A 14,678-nucleotide genomic window follows, 5' to 3' on the forward strand; every position below is an offset into this window, starting at 1 on the left:
GAATCGCGAACAGGCCACATTAAGGTTGCCCATGCTCGAGACCACAGCACTGCCAAGGAAAGCGACGCTGTCCGCGCCACTGGATACGCGGTATCAAGTCGAAACGCCGGAAGGCATCGACTTGCCACTGCGCCCGGCCGGGTTGATGGTTCGTGCGCTGGCGTTCGCCATCGACCTTGGGTTACGCGGATTGGTTCTGGGCCTGCTGTTTATTGTGTTGGCGTTTCTCGGAAAACTTGGCGCAGGACTTGGCTCGATTTTGCTGTTCGTGGTGAGCTGGTGGTACATGGTGCTATTCGAAGTGCTCAATCAGGGTCGTTCACCAGGCAAGCAATGGATGGGCCTGCGCGTGGTGCAGGACGACGGCACCCCGATCGGTTGGTCCGCTTCGCTGCTGCGCAACCTGCTGCGATTCGTCGACATGCTTCCCTTCGGCTACTTCCTCGGGGCCATCAGCTGCCTGCAACACCCCACCTTCAAACGCCTCGGCGACCTGGCCGCCGGCACGCTGGTGATCTACCGCGAACAACCGTTGACCCGACCGCAACTGCCCGACGTCCAGCCTCGGCGCCCGGCCTTTGCCCTGACGCTGCCCGAGCAACGCGCCATTCTCGGGTTTGCCGAACGCCAGGGCGAACTTTCCGAAGCGCGGACGAACGAACTTGCGTCCATCCTTGCCCAACCGTTGCAGGTCTGCGCACCACGCGCTGTGGCGGAACTCAACAGCATCGCCCGTGGCTTATTGGGGCCCGCATGAAGCAAAGCCTTTTCGAAAATCGCCACAAGGCCGAATGGGAGCAGTTTTCCCTGTTGCTCGACCAGCTGGAGCGAGGCAAGGAAACCTCACGGATCGCCAGTTTCCCGAAAGACTATCGACGGCTCTGTCACCAGTTGGCACTGGCTCAGGAACGCGGCTACAGCAGTTTCCTGATCGACTCCTTGCAGCAACACGTGCTGCGAGGGCATCAACAGCTTTATCGGCATCGCAGTCGACTGGGCGCCAACATAGTGAGCTTTATCCTTGCCGACTTCCCGCGCCTGGTGCGCGAACAATGGCGCTTTGTGCTCGCCGCCGGCCTGATGTTTTTTGGCAGCCTGATCGGCTTCGCGCTGCTGGTGTATCTGTTCCCGGACCTGGTCTACAACCTGATCCCGGCCGAGCAGGTCAGCGAGATGCAAGGCATGTACGACCCCGACGCCGGTCACCTGGGACGTTCGGCGGAACGCGCGGCCAGCGAAGACTGGGTGATGTTCGGTTACTACATCATGCACAACATTGGCATCGCCTTTCAGACGTTTGCCAGCGGTTTGCTGTTTGGTCTGGGCAGCGCGTTTTTCCTGTTCTTCAACGGCTTGATGATCGGCGCGGTGGCCGGGCACCTGACGCACATCGGCTTCGGGCAAACCTTCTGGTCGTTCGTGATCGGTCACGGCGCGTTCGAACTGAGCGCCATTGCGCTGGCCGGTGCTGCCGGCCTGCAAATGGGCTGGGCATTGATCGCACCGGGACGCCTGCCCCGTGCCGAAGCGTTGCGACTGGCGGCACGCAAAAGCGTGTTGCTGATCTGCGGCGTCATGTTGTTTCTGCTGATTGCCGCCTTTATCGAAGCCTACTGGTCGTCGATGACCGCGCCGGCGCCAATGACCAAATATCTGGTCGGCGCGGCGCTTTGGTTGTTGGTGGCGACTTATCTGCTGTTTGCCGGACGAACCCGCCATGCGCCTGAGTGACGCCACGGTCGTGATCCGCCCGCGCACCACTTGGGAAGCCATGGACCTGGGCGTGCTGCTGAGCCAGCGTCATCGACGATTGCTGATGACCAGTTGGGCCATCATCACCTTGCCGATCTTCGCGCTGCTCACCTTGTTTCTGTGGGACTCACCCTCCCTCGCCGTGTTCATCTTCTGGTGGTTGAAACCGGCGTTCGAGCGACTGCCGTTGTACATCCTTTCCAAAGTAATGTTCGGTGAAACGCCCACATTGAAACAGGCGCTGCGCCAATGGCCACGCCTGCTCAAGCCACAATTGCCGGCCAGCCTGACCTGGCGACGGTTGAGCCTGAGCCGCAGTTTTGTGATGCCGGTGGTGCAACTCGAAGGCCTGAAGGGTCAGGCACGACAACAGCGTTTGCGGGTGCTGCTACAGCGCAACGCCGGCGCGGCGCAGTGGCTGACCATCATCGGCGTGCATCTGGAAAGCGCGTTATGGATCGGCCTGATGGTGCTGTTCTATATGTTCTTGCCGCAACAGGTCGAACTCGACTGGAGCTGGCAGACCTTGATCGCCGCCGCCACACAGGACTGGCGCTGGCTGGAACACCTGACCAATGCCTTTTACGTGCTGGTGCTGATTGTCTGGGAACCGATCTATGTGGCCTGCGGCTTCAGCCTTTATCTGAATCGGCGCACGGTGCTGGAAGCCTGGGACATCGAACTGGTGTTCCGCCGATTGCGCCAACGCCTCAACACCACGGCGGTCACGCTGATGCTGGCCGCGATAATGCTGGTGCCGGTCGCACCAAACGTCTGGGCCGACGAACCGGTGATCACGCCGGACAGCCCTCGTCTGCTGGATCAACCGCTGACCAGTCAGGCGTCCAAAGACAGCATCAAGAAAATTCTCGATCAGCCCCCGTTCAAGAACAAGGAAACGGTGACCCGCTATCGGTTTGGCGAAGACCAACCCGACACCCAAACACCGGATGACGGGAAAACACCTGAATGGCTGAAGGCCCTGGCTAGTCTGCTCGACAGCCAGCGTTTTGGCTTTCTGGCCACTTTAATTGAAGTGCTGCTGTGGGGCGCCGTGTTGGGTGCCATCGGCTTGCTGATCTGGCGTTACCGCGACTGGTTGCAGGCGTTCGTCAGCCGTAGGCCGGCGTTAAACCGTAAAGTCGCACGCCCATTGCCGCAGCAAGCGTTCGGTCTGGACCTGAATCGCGAAACCCTGCCCGCTGACATCGCAGCCAGCGCCGAAAGCCTCTGGCAGACCAATCCCCGAGACGCCCTCGGGTTGCTCTATCGCGCCCTGCTCAGTCACTTGCTGCACGATTTCAACATGGCGCTCAAACCCGCCGACACCGAAGGTGAAGTTCTTCAGCGCGTCGAGCAACTGCAACAACCTGCCTTGTTGGCCTTCAGCAAAAACCTGACCAGGCACTGGCAGAACATGGCCTACGGGCATCGCCTGCCACCGGCGCATTTACAGCAGGAACTCTGTGACGGCTGGCGCGCGTTGTTCGGCCCGGGAGCGATCCGTTGAACCGGCGTTTGTGGCTTTCGGTCGGTGCGTTCATCGCCCTGCTGGTGGGCGCGCTGACTATTTATCTGTACCTGAAAGCCACACCCTATCAAGCAGAAATCGATCACGGCCCGTCGCCCGAAGCCCAGGCCAATCCCTATTTGGCCGCAGAGCATTTCCTGCGCAAACAGGGCCTGACCATCAACCACGCCAACGACCTCGATATCCTGCCCACCCTCGATCCTCGTCAACACACTCTGTTGTTGCTCGCAGATCGCTACAACATGACGCCGCGCCAGATTGATCAAGTGATGAACTGGACCCGGGCCGGCGGGCGCCTGTTGTTTGTCGCCCAGTCGCTTTGGGATGAAAAGACCGGCCAGAGCAATGACCTGCTGCTCGACCGAGTGCAGTTGCACCAGTCGCTGAGCAAAGACCTCAAGGACCCGCCGCCCAATAATAGCGACGACCCTTACCCCAAACTGACCAAGCTGTATCTGGAAGACGAAGGCGCACCGGCCTACGCCAGCTTCGATACCGCGTTCCATCTCGAAGACCCGAAAAATCTCGCGCAAGCCTGGGCCAACAGTGGCAAGGCCACGCACATGATGCAGCTGAACCACGGGCTCGGTTCGATCACCGTGGTCACCGACGCCGACCTGTGGAAAACCCCGGCCATCGACCAATACGACAACGCCTGGCTGCTCTGGTACCTGACCGCGGACACGAGCATAACCCTTCTGTTCAACACCGATCACGACAGTCTGCTGACCTTGCTCCTGCGTAATTTCCCTCAGGCGTTGGTCGCACTCATCGCCCTGATAGGTCTTGCGCTCTGGCATGTCGGGGTGCGCAATGGTCCGTTGCTGGAACCTGCTCCGAAAGGTCGCCGGCAACTTCAGGAGCACCTGCGCGCCAGCGCCGATTTCATGTTGCGCCGCAACGGGCAGCAGCACCTGCTACACGCCTTGCAACAAGACATTCTGCGTCGTGTACGGCGCCGTCACCCCGGTTTCGAACAATTGAACGTTGCCGAGCAATGGCTGGTGCTCGCACGCCTGACCGGCAAACCCACACGCGCTATCAGCCAGGACATGAGCCCGCGACCGAAACAGCGGCTGTCCAGTGCTGAATTCAGCCGCCAGGTCGCCCACCTGCAAACCTTGAGGAACGCCTTATGATCTGGTACTTGGAAAGCGTTAGATACCTGTTTATTAGAAACAGACACTTAGAAGCTCAGGTGTTTTAGGGTCTATTTAATGCACTAACTGGTCAGAGCAGACAGAGTGATTGGGTTTCTGATTAGTGCAGAGGACGGCAGATGGAGCTTGTGTGGGCTACTGAGGAATTGGTGATCGCTGGGCAACCCTATCCGGAGTTTCCCATTCTGCTTTGGGAGTCGATGGAGAGTTGCGTCCCGGCCAATCAGTTCTTTCGTCACTACCTGCTTCGCGGGGCTATCGGTTCTAAGCGATCTTGGCCCAGTACCGGACGCGCTCTTTACGATTTCTTCAGCTTTCTCCAAACCCATGAGATGGACTGGCGCGACGTTGATCGTGGCGAGGCAAAGAGCCTTGTGGCGGCCTATCGGGACTACTGCCTGGTGACGTGCGAATTGGCACCAAATACCACTCGCCAGCGTCTGACTTACATCTGTAAGTTCTACGAGTACGCGCTCAAGGAGGGTTGGGTGAAACGCCTGCCCTTCGCCTTTGAAGAACGCACCGTAAAGCGTGAAGCGAGCTTCCTTGCGCATGTCGATGCCAGTGGCGGCAAGGCCATGGCAAACGATGTGATGCCGCGTAGCCACAAGACCCTGCCCAAGTTCCTGAGCATGGCCGAGATCAAGTCGCTCCTGGCCGCAGATTAACTTTTAATCGTCAAGATATCTTGTTATCGGCTAGACGCCCAAGCACTTATCAAAACGTCACCAAGGCCAACAGAGCGAAAGTCACCTACGCTTGTGAGGGGCGACATCCTTGGTCGCCTGCCCATCAGCTTGCGCGCCGAGGCCAGCATGAAAGGCAGCATTCGACACTCCCCACGACTCGCCATCGGGCAGCGCCTCATGGCAATGGTGGCGGTATTTTGCCTGGCATCTTCCGGTGTTTCTGCCGCTCAACAGGAAAAAAATCCTCCAGGCGACATTCCTGACTCCCAGGTTTTTATCAGCTATCAATCACCGCTTGGGCTTTCGCTCAAGGTTCCCGAGGGTTGGGCGCGAAGCGAGCGTGATGACGGCGCGCGTTTCGCCGACAAGTTCAATGCGGTTGACCTGAGCCTTACTCAGGTGGCGACCGCACCCAGCGTTGAGTCGGCGAAGGCCGTTGAGGTACCGGCGCTGGTCAAGGCCGGCGACAAAGTCGAACCGGGCAAAGTGCAGAGCGTCACGCTCAAGGGCGGGCCGGCTATCCGCATCCGCTACACCTCTGACTCGTCAGCCAACCCCGTGACCCACCGTCAGTTGCGCCTGGAGCACGAACGCTACCTGTTCCATCACGATGGCCGACAGGCCGCGCTCGATCTGTCGGCCCCAGTGGGTGCTGACAATGCCGATCAATGGCAATTGATGGCCAACTCATTACGCTGGAACTGAGATGCTGCCTCTTTCGGCTAACGGGCTCTACCGCTTCTACCATAACGGCGACGTCGAGACGGCGGCACTCAAGGGCGTGTCCCTGCAGATCGCAGCCGGCGAGTTCGTCGCCGTCATGGGTCCCTCCGGTAGCGGCAAGTCCACCTTGCTGGCGTGTCTGGCCGGACTGGACGACCCAGATGGCGGCATCGTCGAAGTGATGGGGGAACGTATTTCCAGGCGCCCCGAGCGTGAACGCGCAGGCTTGCGGACGCGGCATATCGGCATCCTGATGCAGACGGGCAATCTTTTCGAACACCTCACTCTGGAACGCAATCTGCGCTTGCAACTGAAGCTTGCGGGCCTGCACGAACGGGTCGGGATCGATGCCATGCTACAGACCCTGGGGCTTGCTCAGCACTTGCAAGCCCGCCCGTCGCAGCTTTCCGGTGGCGAGCTGGCCCGCGCTGGCTTGGCGCTGGCACTGTGCACTCGGCCAGCGATATTGCTGGCAGACGAACCGAGCGCCGAAGTGGATGGGGTGACCGAGGCGAACATCCTCGACTACCTGAAAGTCCGTTGCCGCGAGGGCTGCTCGATGTTGATCGCGACCCACAGCCGTGCGCTCGCCAGCCAGGCCGACAGGCTGTTGCAACTCAATGATGGATGCTTGCTCAATGACCTCGCCGCTGATTGAGGCCGACGGCCTCGGGCGCAGCTACCAGCAGGCCGGGGAGGCGGTGGTGGCGTTGAGTTCGGCGACTCTGCGCATATGGCCCGGTCAGCGGATAGCGCTGGTGGGTCGTTCCGGTAGTGGCAAATCGACGCTACTGCATCTGCTCGCCGGGCTCGATCAACCCAGCTGCGGAAATCTCACGTGGCCGACGCTGGGACCGGTCGAATCGCTGCTGCCAGAGAAAATTGCCCTGGTGTTCCAGGCCCCGAGCCTGCTGGACTCTCTCAGCGTTGCCGAAAACATTGCCTTGCCCCTGTTGATGGCCGGACATGGCAAGGATAGCGACGCCCGGGTAGCCTTTGCGCTAAACACCTTTGGCCTGCTCGCGCTGGCCGACAAATTGCCGCAGACGCTGTCCGGCGGGCAGATGCAGTGCGTCGCCATGGCCCGAGCGATCGTGGGAGAACCGCAACTGATCCTGGCCGACGAACCCACCGGGCAACTCGACCAGGTCAGCGGACAGGCTCTGCTCGACGCATTGTTCAGGCACCTGGCCGGTAGCGAATGTGCCTTGCTGATTGCCACTCACGACCCGGTCATCGCCGCGAGGATGGACATCCATTGGCACATGGAGCATGGCCGGCTCAGCAGCGGCGAACGACCCGCGAGCTCGGTATGATCTGGCTATGGCTCGGCGGCCTGCTCCGCGCACGCAGAGGACGACTCGCCGGGAGTATGGCCGGCGTCGCCCTCACGGTAGCGCTGTTGACCCTGCTCGGTGCTTTTATCGCCCAGAGTGGTGCCAGTATGACTGCCCGGGCAGTCCGGGATATCCCGGTGGACTGGCAGCTGCAGCTGGTACCGGGGGAGGCACTTGCCGATATCTCCCAGGCGGTCGCCAAGGCTGCGCGTGTCAGCCGTCAACAGACGGTCGGGTATGCCAGCGTGGAGGGTTTGCAGGCGCAGGCGGGCGGCACGGTACAAACCACTGGTGCCGGTAAGGTGCTAGGCCTGGGGGGCGACTATGCCCGGGACTTTCCGGGCCAGCTCCGGCTGCTGGTCGGTACCGGCGAGGGCGTTCTCATCGCCCAGCAAACCGCGGCCAACCTGCATATAGCGCCCGGCGACCTGGTGACCCTCCAAAGGCCTGGGCTGGCAGCCGCCGAGGTGCGGATTAGCGGGGTGGTTGACCTGCCCACCGCCGACTCCCTGTTTCAGGCCATCGGTGTACCGCCCGGGGCCGCCCCCCAGGCACCGCCAGACAATGTGCTGTTGCTCCCGTTGCCACTCTGGCATTCACTGTTCGATCCGCAAGCGCAGGTCAGGCCGGACTCCGTGCGCCTGCAATTGCACATCGCCCTCGAACGCAGCCAGCTGCCGGATTCCCCTGACACGGCTTTTGTCTTCAGCCAGGGGGCGGCGCGCAATCTGGAAGTCCGTATCGCGGGGCGTGGGGGGCTCGCCGACAATCTGACGGCGCGGCTCGACGCGGTACGCGGTGATGCCCTCTATGCCCGGGTCCTGTTTCTGTTCCTTGGCGTACCGGGTTGCCTGCTGGCGGTGTTTCTCACCCTCGCCGTAGCGGCTTCCGGCAGCGAACGGCGTCGGCGCGAACAAGCGCTGCTGCGCATACGCGGTGCCGTGGCTGCCGACATTCTCTGGCTGGCCGCGGCCGAGGCCGCCATGATCGGGGTCGGTGGACTCATTATCGGCGTGGCGATGGCCGCGTTGTGGGCGCCACTCTTGTTGACGGGAGGACTGCTCCAGGCAACCCGTGTTTTTTGGCTTGGCCTGGCCGCCCTGATCGGCCTGCTATTGGCGCTGTCGGCCGTCCTGCTGCCAGCCTGGCACGACCTGCGGCAGGTCACCGTTAAGCAAGCGCGCATGAGCCACGTGCAAGGGCATCCACCGATTTGGCAGCGCATCGGTCTGGACTTGATCTGCCTGACGTTGGCGGGCGTGGTTTTTTGGCGCACCTTGAGCAGCGGTTACCAACTGGTGCTGGCACCGGAAGGCGTGCCGACAGCCCAGATCGACTACCAGGCCTTCCTCGCGCCTCTGCTGTTTTGGATAGGGATGGGACTGCTGGTCCTGCGGCTCTGCACGTTCGCCCTGCAACATGGCCGCCGACCGCTGGCGCGTCTGCTGCGCACGCTGGCCGGACCGTTGGCGGATCTGGTAGCGGCCTCTATCAGCCAGCAGCACCGGCGTGTGACGCAGGGCATTGTCCTGGCTGCGCTGGGCTTTGCCTTTGCCACCTCGACGGCAATCTTCAATACCACTTACAACGCTCAGGCGCGGGTCGACGCTGAATTGACCAATGGGGCCGACGTCACTGTCACAGGTACCGCACAGGCCCCCGCATCCAGCCGCCTGCATGAACTGGAGCGGCTGCCAGGCGTGAAGGCCGCACAGCCGATGCAGCACCGTTATGCCTATGTCGGCAACGATCTGCAGGATCTTTACGGTATTGATCCCCTGTATATCGGTGAGGCAACGCGGCTAGCCGACGCTTACTTTCAAGGCGCAAGTGCCGAGAGCTCACTTGAACTGCTGGCAAAGACGCCGGACGGCATACTGGTCTCGGAAGAAACCGCACAGGATTTCCAGCTGCAGCTTGGCGACGAACTTAACCTGCGACTGCAGAACGAAGCCGACCATCAATACCACAGCGTACGCTTCCACTTTATCGGTCTGGTCCGGGAGTTCCCGACGGCCCCCCATGACTCCTTCCTGGTCGCCAATACGGCTTATGTGAGCCAGCAGTCAGGCGCGCAGGGCGCTGAAATCGTTTTGCTGCGCAGCGATGCGACGGATCTCGCGGGGCTGGCCAAGGCTGCCCGGCAGGTGGTCGCCGACCTGCCAGGCAGCAAGGTCAGTGACCTCGGCGAGGCACGCCGATTGATTGCCTCGGGCCTGACGGCCATCGACCTTCGCGGGCTTGCGCAGTTGGAGTTGAGTTTCGCGGTACTGATGGTGACCGCCGCCTGCGGGCTAATGCTGGCCCTCGGCCTGGCTGAACGGCGTCGTACTTTCGCCATACTCTCGGCGTTGGGCGCCAAGCCACGGCAGCTCGGCGCCTTTATCTGGAGCGAGGCACTGCTGCAGTTTGTTGCCGGTACCAGCTGGGGTGTGCTCACGGGACTCGGCTTGGCCTGGATGCTCGTCAAATTGCTGACCGGCGTGTTCGATCCTCCACCGCTGAGCCTCGAGATACCCTGGAGCTATCTGGGGGCGCTGATTTTCCTAGCGTTGGTGTCGATTGTCATCGCCGTGCTGGGGGCGTTACGCGATACGCGAATACCTGCGGTGCAGCGCATGCGCGAGCTCTAGGAGCCTACCGGACTTTCTGCGAAAAGCCCGATAATGAGCAAAAAACAACCATAAAATTGAGCGCTACGTGAATTCTAGGCATCACAAGCGTCTGTGACCTGCTTAGAAAGCACGTAGCGTTTCCTGATTTTTCTAAGCCCGACAGGCTCCTAGGCATTGCATTCGCATTGGACACCGCTTGCATGCGGCTTGAGCAGCACACGCCAAAGTGAAGACAGGTTGGCTCCGCAACCCAAACTGGTCAGGCGTGAGAGGCATAAAACGGCCAAAAGCAGCCGGTGGACGGAGCGATAGCAAATGAGTAGCTATGCTTAGTCTGTTGCGCAAACTGATTGTGCAGCCGGGAATTGCAGACACGCGCGTCGATCGCCTCATCACTGATATTCTATAGGCAGCCCGCGAAATATGACGTCCTTGATCTCATCGATCATCGAGTTCCTGACGGCGCACCCGCATGTCGCCTATCTGGCGGTGTTTCTCCTGGCACTTTCCGAGTCAATCCCGATCATCGGTGTCGTCGTTCCCGGCACCGCCGTGATCCTCGCGCTCAGCACCCTGGTCCCGAGCGGCATATTATTGCTCTGGCCGTTGCTGATCGCCGCCACGTCCGGCGCTATCGCGGGTGATGGTCTTTCGTTCTGGCTTGGGCACCGATACCACCGCGAGATTCTTGGTCTCTGGCCGCTGAACCGGCACCCCAAACTGATTCAGCGCAGCGAAGCCTTTTTCACCCGTCATGGCGACAAAAGTGTCTTTCTCGCGCGCTTCACACCGGGCGTCCGCGCCTTCGTTCCGCTCCTTGCCGGCGCGCTGGGAATGGCGGTCAGTCGGTTCTATGCCGTCAATGTCGTGTCGGCGCTCGCCTGGGCTCCGTCGCATATCCTGCCCGGTGTGCTCGTCGGCGCGACGTTCAGCATTCTCGGGGCTGCTGCAAAACCGCTCGCGATCCTGCTGGTCGTTCTAGTCGCGGCGGGCTGGGTGGTCCTGCATATCGTGCGCTGGACGCTGCATCGCGGCATCCCCTACCTCATCGTCGCAATACAGCGGTTGCGGAGCTGGGCCGGCACCCACGACACCTGGCTGAGCCGGCGACTCACCAGCTTGCTCGATCCTTCACGGCCCGAAGCGCGGGCTCTCGCACTGCCGACGGTCCTTCTCGTCGGTGCAGCCTGGCTTTTCTTCGGTGTCCTTGAAGACGTCGTGAGCGGTGACCCATTGCTGCTTGCAGATAGCGCGATATACCGCGCGCTCCAGGATCTACGCACAACACCAGGCGATGCGGTGATGATTGCCATCACAGAACTCGGCGACACCAAGGTCGTGGTGGCGGTCACGATTGCTGTCTTGCTGTGGCTCATGTGGAAACGCGCCTGGCGTACCGCAGCCTATTGGCTGGTGGCAATCGCCGGCGCTTCGGCGCTGAACATTGTCATCAAAGTAGCGTTGTATCGAACTCGCCCTGGAGAGCTTCTCTATTCCGGGTGGAGTGCCTTTTCCTTCCCTAGCGGCCATAGCACGATCAATGTCGTGCTATACGGTTTCCTCGCCTTTCTCATCGCGCGTGATATCCGCCCGGCACGGCGGCTCGCGGTCGCTCTTGGCGCAGCCACCCTGATATTTCTGATTGCATTCTCGCGCCTCTACCTCGGTGCGCATTGGCTTTCCGACGTGCTCGGAGGACTGGCATTCGGGTCCGCGTGGCTGGCGCTGCTCAGCCTGTTCTACCTGCGGCGGCAGGCTGAGCGCATTGGGTCAGGGGGGCTGCTCGCCCTCGGATGTGCGGCACTGATCCTCGCCGGCGGCTTCAATATCTATCGCAGCCATGCGACGGACAGCGGTCGTTATGTCGTCAAGGTGGGGACGTTGACCATGGCCACCACCGATTGGTGGGCGTCGGATTGGCAGCAGCTGCCGGTGCGGCGTATCGATCTGACTGGCGAGACGAATGAGCCACTGACGTTCCAGTGGGCCGGTGGCTTGCAGGACCTGCAAGATGTCCTGCATCGCAACGGATGGCGTACCTCGACGGCATGGACACTGTTGAATACCCTGAATTGGCTTACCACCCAGGTTGACCCTGGCGATCTTCCGGTCATTCCTCTGTTCGCCAGTGGTCGCCTTCCCAGGCTGACTCTCGTTCGACCGCATAGCGCTGACGCACGTAACGGTTCGCGGCTGGTGCTTCGAGTGTGGATCGTCGATTTCGAGCTCACAAACGGGCGAACTATGCCGCTGTGGATTGGCTCGGTTGTCGAGGAGCGTTTCTATCATCCACTATCCCTCGTCACCTTGACGTCAACACAGCCCGATGCGAATGCACCGCGAAGCACACTGGCTGCCGCTCTTGACGGTGGGCAGTTCCGCTCTCGACCCGAAGGAACGGCAGATGCGGATTGGGATGGGCAGGTCCTGTTAGCTCGCCACGGTGAAAAACAGAAATGAATGCCCGTCTAGGGTCGGATGCTGCACCTCCTGACAGGCACCTAACGGCCATAAGGAGACACTCACTACAAACGGCTCACGACCGCGTTTTGACTAGGGACTAATGCGTTTATCCGCTTTTTTTAGCTGACTGACCGGATCCCAATCCCTCGGCGACGCTTGAGCCTTGCTCCACCAAAGCATTCCTTTGGATATCCATAATTTCCGCAAATCAGCATGGGTAGATGTTGCGTCATCGTAGCCAAACTGCGTACCGCAAGATGGACAGATGCCAAACGAAGAGCAACCGACCTCGTCGTACGGAGGCTCTTCCAGCCCGGTGTATCCACATACCGGACAAAATTTTGAAGCGTTGCCTGCTATCATCTGCGCCTCATTAGGTACCCTGCTTTCACTCCACTTTGTCGGCACACAGGTCGACCTCTGGAGTTTTGTACCGACAATGCCTGGCCGATGCGATTTAAGGCAAAACACCTCGAACAGAAGCGGTTCATTCAACCAGACCAGCCTCATTTGGCGCCCCGGCGAGTCAACAGTTTCCACTCAAGTTGGATAGAATATGTCCTCACGATTAGCGATGAGATTTCCTGACATTCAGCGTGTGCTAGAGGCGCAGGCCCACTCCGAACGCAAGCAATTTACGACTCGCATCGTTCTCTGGGCAACCCGCGAGGCGGGAATCGATCCAGACGAAATGAGCTTGTTGTTAGCCAGGCATCAGCCTGAACGACTTGATGCCCTGTGCGCTGAAATGGATGAACAATACTTCAAACTCGTTGAGCGCTCAGATGAGCGTCATCAATCATTTTTCGGCAAAGCCCGAGCCTACAGCGCCGGGGCTTTTCTTGCTCGTGGTGCCTTTGACGAAGCGTTGTACGAATCGACTTTTGCGACTGAAAAATCGCTATCAATGCGACTTTTTGTAAGGGTGCGCAGCCTCTGGATTCAACGCCCCATAAACCTCCGGATTTCGTTTGGTTATCAAATTGACTCGCGTACACCCCCACCTGTCGGGGAAACAGTTCTTCATATAGGGGATGAGGAACGCCCAGGATAGTGATATCGATGCAGCCATCTCCAAGCTCTTGCGAATAATCCGAAATATTCACGCCCGCGCATGGGATGGTCACACCGCTGGCTGTTTGTACAGAAAGGCCGAGAGAAGATTGCTCAATACGGCTGGATCGACACTCATTTTTGATGACATCGTACGCTTCGGCTGGCTTGAACTGGCCAGTGGCAACGCCCATTGAAGGATCGCCATCTTCAAGCGCTGACCAGCCCACCAAAGTCAAACCGCTGTAAATTTGAAATAACGTCATATGTATACCCGATACCTACCTTGAGCGCTGGATGCATCCTGGCTCTATTATTTGATGGGCTGAACGTTAGTAAGTTAGACAGACTGGTGACAACCCTTTTTACATTGATGACTGGCAGCTATGGGTCGTTTTCTGCCTCTCGCGACGGGTAGAAAACGGCCAAGAAGCAGACATATGTAACCAACAGAAAGCGGTACCCTGAGACTAAGATCGCATCGCTTAAGTGACTGGGTTTTACAAGGGAGCTTTACCAGATGAAAACCTACCGCCCGACATTCTGGTCTCGGGATTCGGGCGTTGACCACAGCGCTGCGGTCACCTGCCTAAATGACATTTTGCCGACTGTGGGCCAAAACACATTTGCATATTTTGATAACAATGACCGTTTGCGGGCCGGCGAAACTGTACTGCTAATTTGGTGCCCTCCCGTTTCCGACTTGAATGGCTGGAGTGAACAACCTTCGGAAATTGCGCTGAGCCATCTTTTAAAAGCAAATGTAGTTGCCGCAGTTCAAGCTTCAGAGCCCTCAGCAGCAGCGATACATCCCACCCACTATGGTAAACGCAAGTACGAACTCGACATCCTTTCTTGCGAGCGATTTCTGACTGTACTCAAAGCGCTTCAGGAAGACCCGACGTCTCGGCATCTACAAGGTATTGGAAGCGCCCCAGGGAACTTTCTGATGTGGGATGAAGTGAATTGGTATGGAAGCGCGGCTGTCGATGGATTCACCTATCTAACGGCGAATACCGTGAACGAGGCCTATATGGAGTTGATTCTCGAAGAAGTCGATGACGATATAATCGGACTTTTTTCAGTGCACATGGATCCAGGGGGGTCCTACTATGAATTTGGCAGGAAACGGCTCACGGACCAGGAACTCCGGGTCATCAAGCATGCACTCAACATAGCGCACCCTCTTCGTGACTCGCAGGCCGACTACCTTGTGGCCTGTTCGAAGTAACGAAGTCGAGGGCTTCAGCTCTGACTCTACAAGTTCATGAGAGTGAGGGTGTCTGTTTAGGGTCGATAACGACCCTTTACAGATGTCAGAAATCGATCAAAAAGCTGCTATCGATTTAAGGCCG

General features: G+C 59.3%; 12 protein-coding genes. 11 read left to right on the forward strand and 1 reads right to left on the reverse strand.

The window, feature by feature from the left end:
• Positions 1–31 precede the first annotated feature (31 nt).
• The 10 genes from ACYZT0_RS19485 to ACYZT0_RS19530 all read left to right on the forward strand — a co-directional run bounded on the left by ACYZT0_RS19485 (position 32) and on the right by ACYZT0_RS19530 (position 12,267).
• Positions 32–757, forward strand: a complete 726-nt coding sequence (locus tag ACYZT0_RS19485; RefSeq protein ID WP_462042581.1) for an RDD family protein — start codon at positions 32–34, stop codon at positions 755–757.
• Positions 754–1,731: a stage II sporulation protein M gene (locus tag ACYZT0_RS19490; RefSeq protein WP_462042582.1), complete on the forward strand. Its 978-nt coding sequence runs from the start codon at positions 754–756 to the stop codon at positions 1,729–1,731. The genes ACYZT0_RS19485 and ACYZT0_RS19490 overlap by 4 nt, the downstream gene beginning before the upstream one ends.
• Positions 1,718–3,262, forward strand: a complete 1,545-nt coding sequence (locus tag ACYZT0_RS19495; RefSeq protein WP_462042583.1) for a DUF4129 domain-containing protein — start codon at positions 1,718–1,720, stop codon at positions 3,260–3,262. Before ACYZT0_RS19490 ends, ACYZT0_RS19495 begins: the two co-directional genes overlap by 14 nt.
• Positions 3,259–4,422: a DUF4350 domain-containing protein gene (locus ACYZT0_RS19500; RefSeq protein WP_462042584.1), complete on the forward strand. Its 1,164-nt coding sequence runs from the start codon at positions 3,259–3,261 to the stop codon at positions 4,420–4,422. The genes ACYZT0_RS19495 and ACYZT0_RS19500 overlap by 4 nt, the downstream gene beginning before the upstream one ends.
• A 140-nt stretch (positions 4,423–4,562) precedes the next feature.
• Positions 4,563–5,111 carry a phage integrase SAM-like domain-containing protein gene (locus tag ACYZT0_RS19505; RefSeq protein ID WP_462042585.1) on the forward strand — a complete coding sequence of 183 codons (549 nt, stop codon included), beginning with the start codon at positions 4,563–4,565 and terminating at the stop codon, positions 5,109–5,111.
• A 147-nt stretch (positions 5,112–5,258) separates the two neighbouring features.
• Positions 5,259–5,837, forward strand: coding sequence for a hypothetical protein (locus tag ACYZT0_RS19510; protein ID WP_462042586.1), 579 nt, complete (start codon positions 5,259–5,261; stop codon positions 5,835–5,837).
• A gap of 1 nt (position 5,838) precedes the next feature.
• Positions 5,839–6,513, forward strand: coding sequence for an ABC transporter ATP-binding protein (locus ACYZT0_RS19515; RefSeq protein WP_462042587.1), 675 nt, complete (start codon positions 5,839–5,841; stop codon positions 6,511–6,513).
• A complete protein-coding gene (locus tag ACYZT0_RS19520) occupies positions 6,494–7,171 on the forward strand; it encodes an ABC transporter ATP-binding protein (RefSeq protein WP_462042588.1) in 678 nt (225 codons plus the stop codon). Before ACYZT0_RS19515 ends, ACYZT0_RS19520 begins: the two co-directional genes overlap by 20 nt.
• Entirely contained in the window at positions 7,168–9,825 is a 2,658-nt protein-coding gene (locus tag ACYZT0_RS19525) for an FtsX-like permease family protein (protein ID WP_462042589.1), read from the forward strand. Before ACYZT0_RS19520 ends, ACYZT0_RS19525 begins: the two co-directional genes overlap by 4 nt.
• A gap of 405 nt (positions 9,826–10,230) precedes the next feature.
• Positions 10,231–12,267 (forward strand): bifunctional DedA family/phosphatase PAP2 family protein, encoded by a 2,037-nt coding sequence (locus tag ACYZT0_RS19530; RefSeq protein ID WP_462042590.1) that lies wholly within the window; start codon positions 10,231–10,233, stop codon positions 12,265–12,267.
• A 767-nt stretch (positions 12,268–13,034) separates the two neighbouring features.
• On the opposite strand, the gene ACYZT0_RS19535 is transcribed toward ACYZT0_RS19530, so the two are convergent.
• Complete coding sequence (locus ACYZT0_RS19535; RefSeq protein WP_462042591.1) at positions 13,035–13,589, reverse strand: hypothetical protein; 555 nt, start codon at positions 13,587–13,589, stop codon at positions 13,035–13,037.
• A 254-nt stretch (positions 13,590–13,843) separates the two neighbouring features.
• On the opposite strand from ACYZT0_RS19535, the gene ACYZT0_RS19540 reads away from it, so the two are divergent.
• The gene (locus ACYZT0_RS19540; protein ID WP_462042592.1) at positions 13,844–14,554 is read left to right on the forward strand and encodes a hypothetical protein; all 711 of its coding nucleotides are present in this window, start codon (positions 13,844–13,846) and stop codon (positions 14,552–14,554) included.
• Positions 14,555–14,678: the final 124 nt, after the last annotated feature.

Source organism: Pseudomonas sp. ZS1P83 (assembly GCF_054897825.1).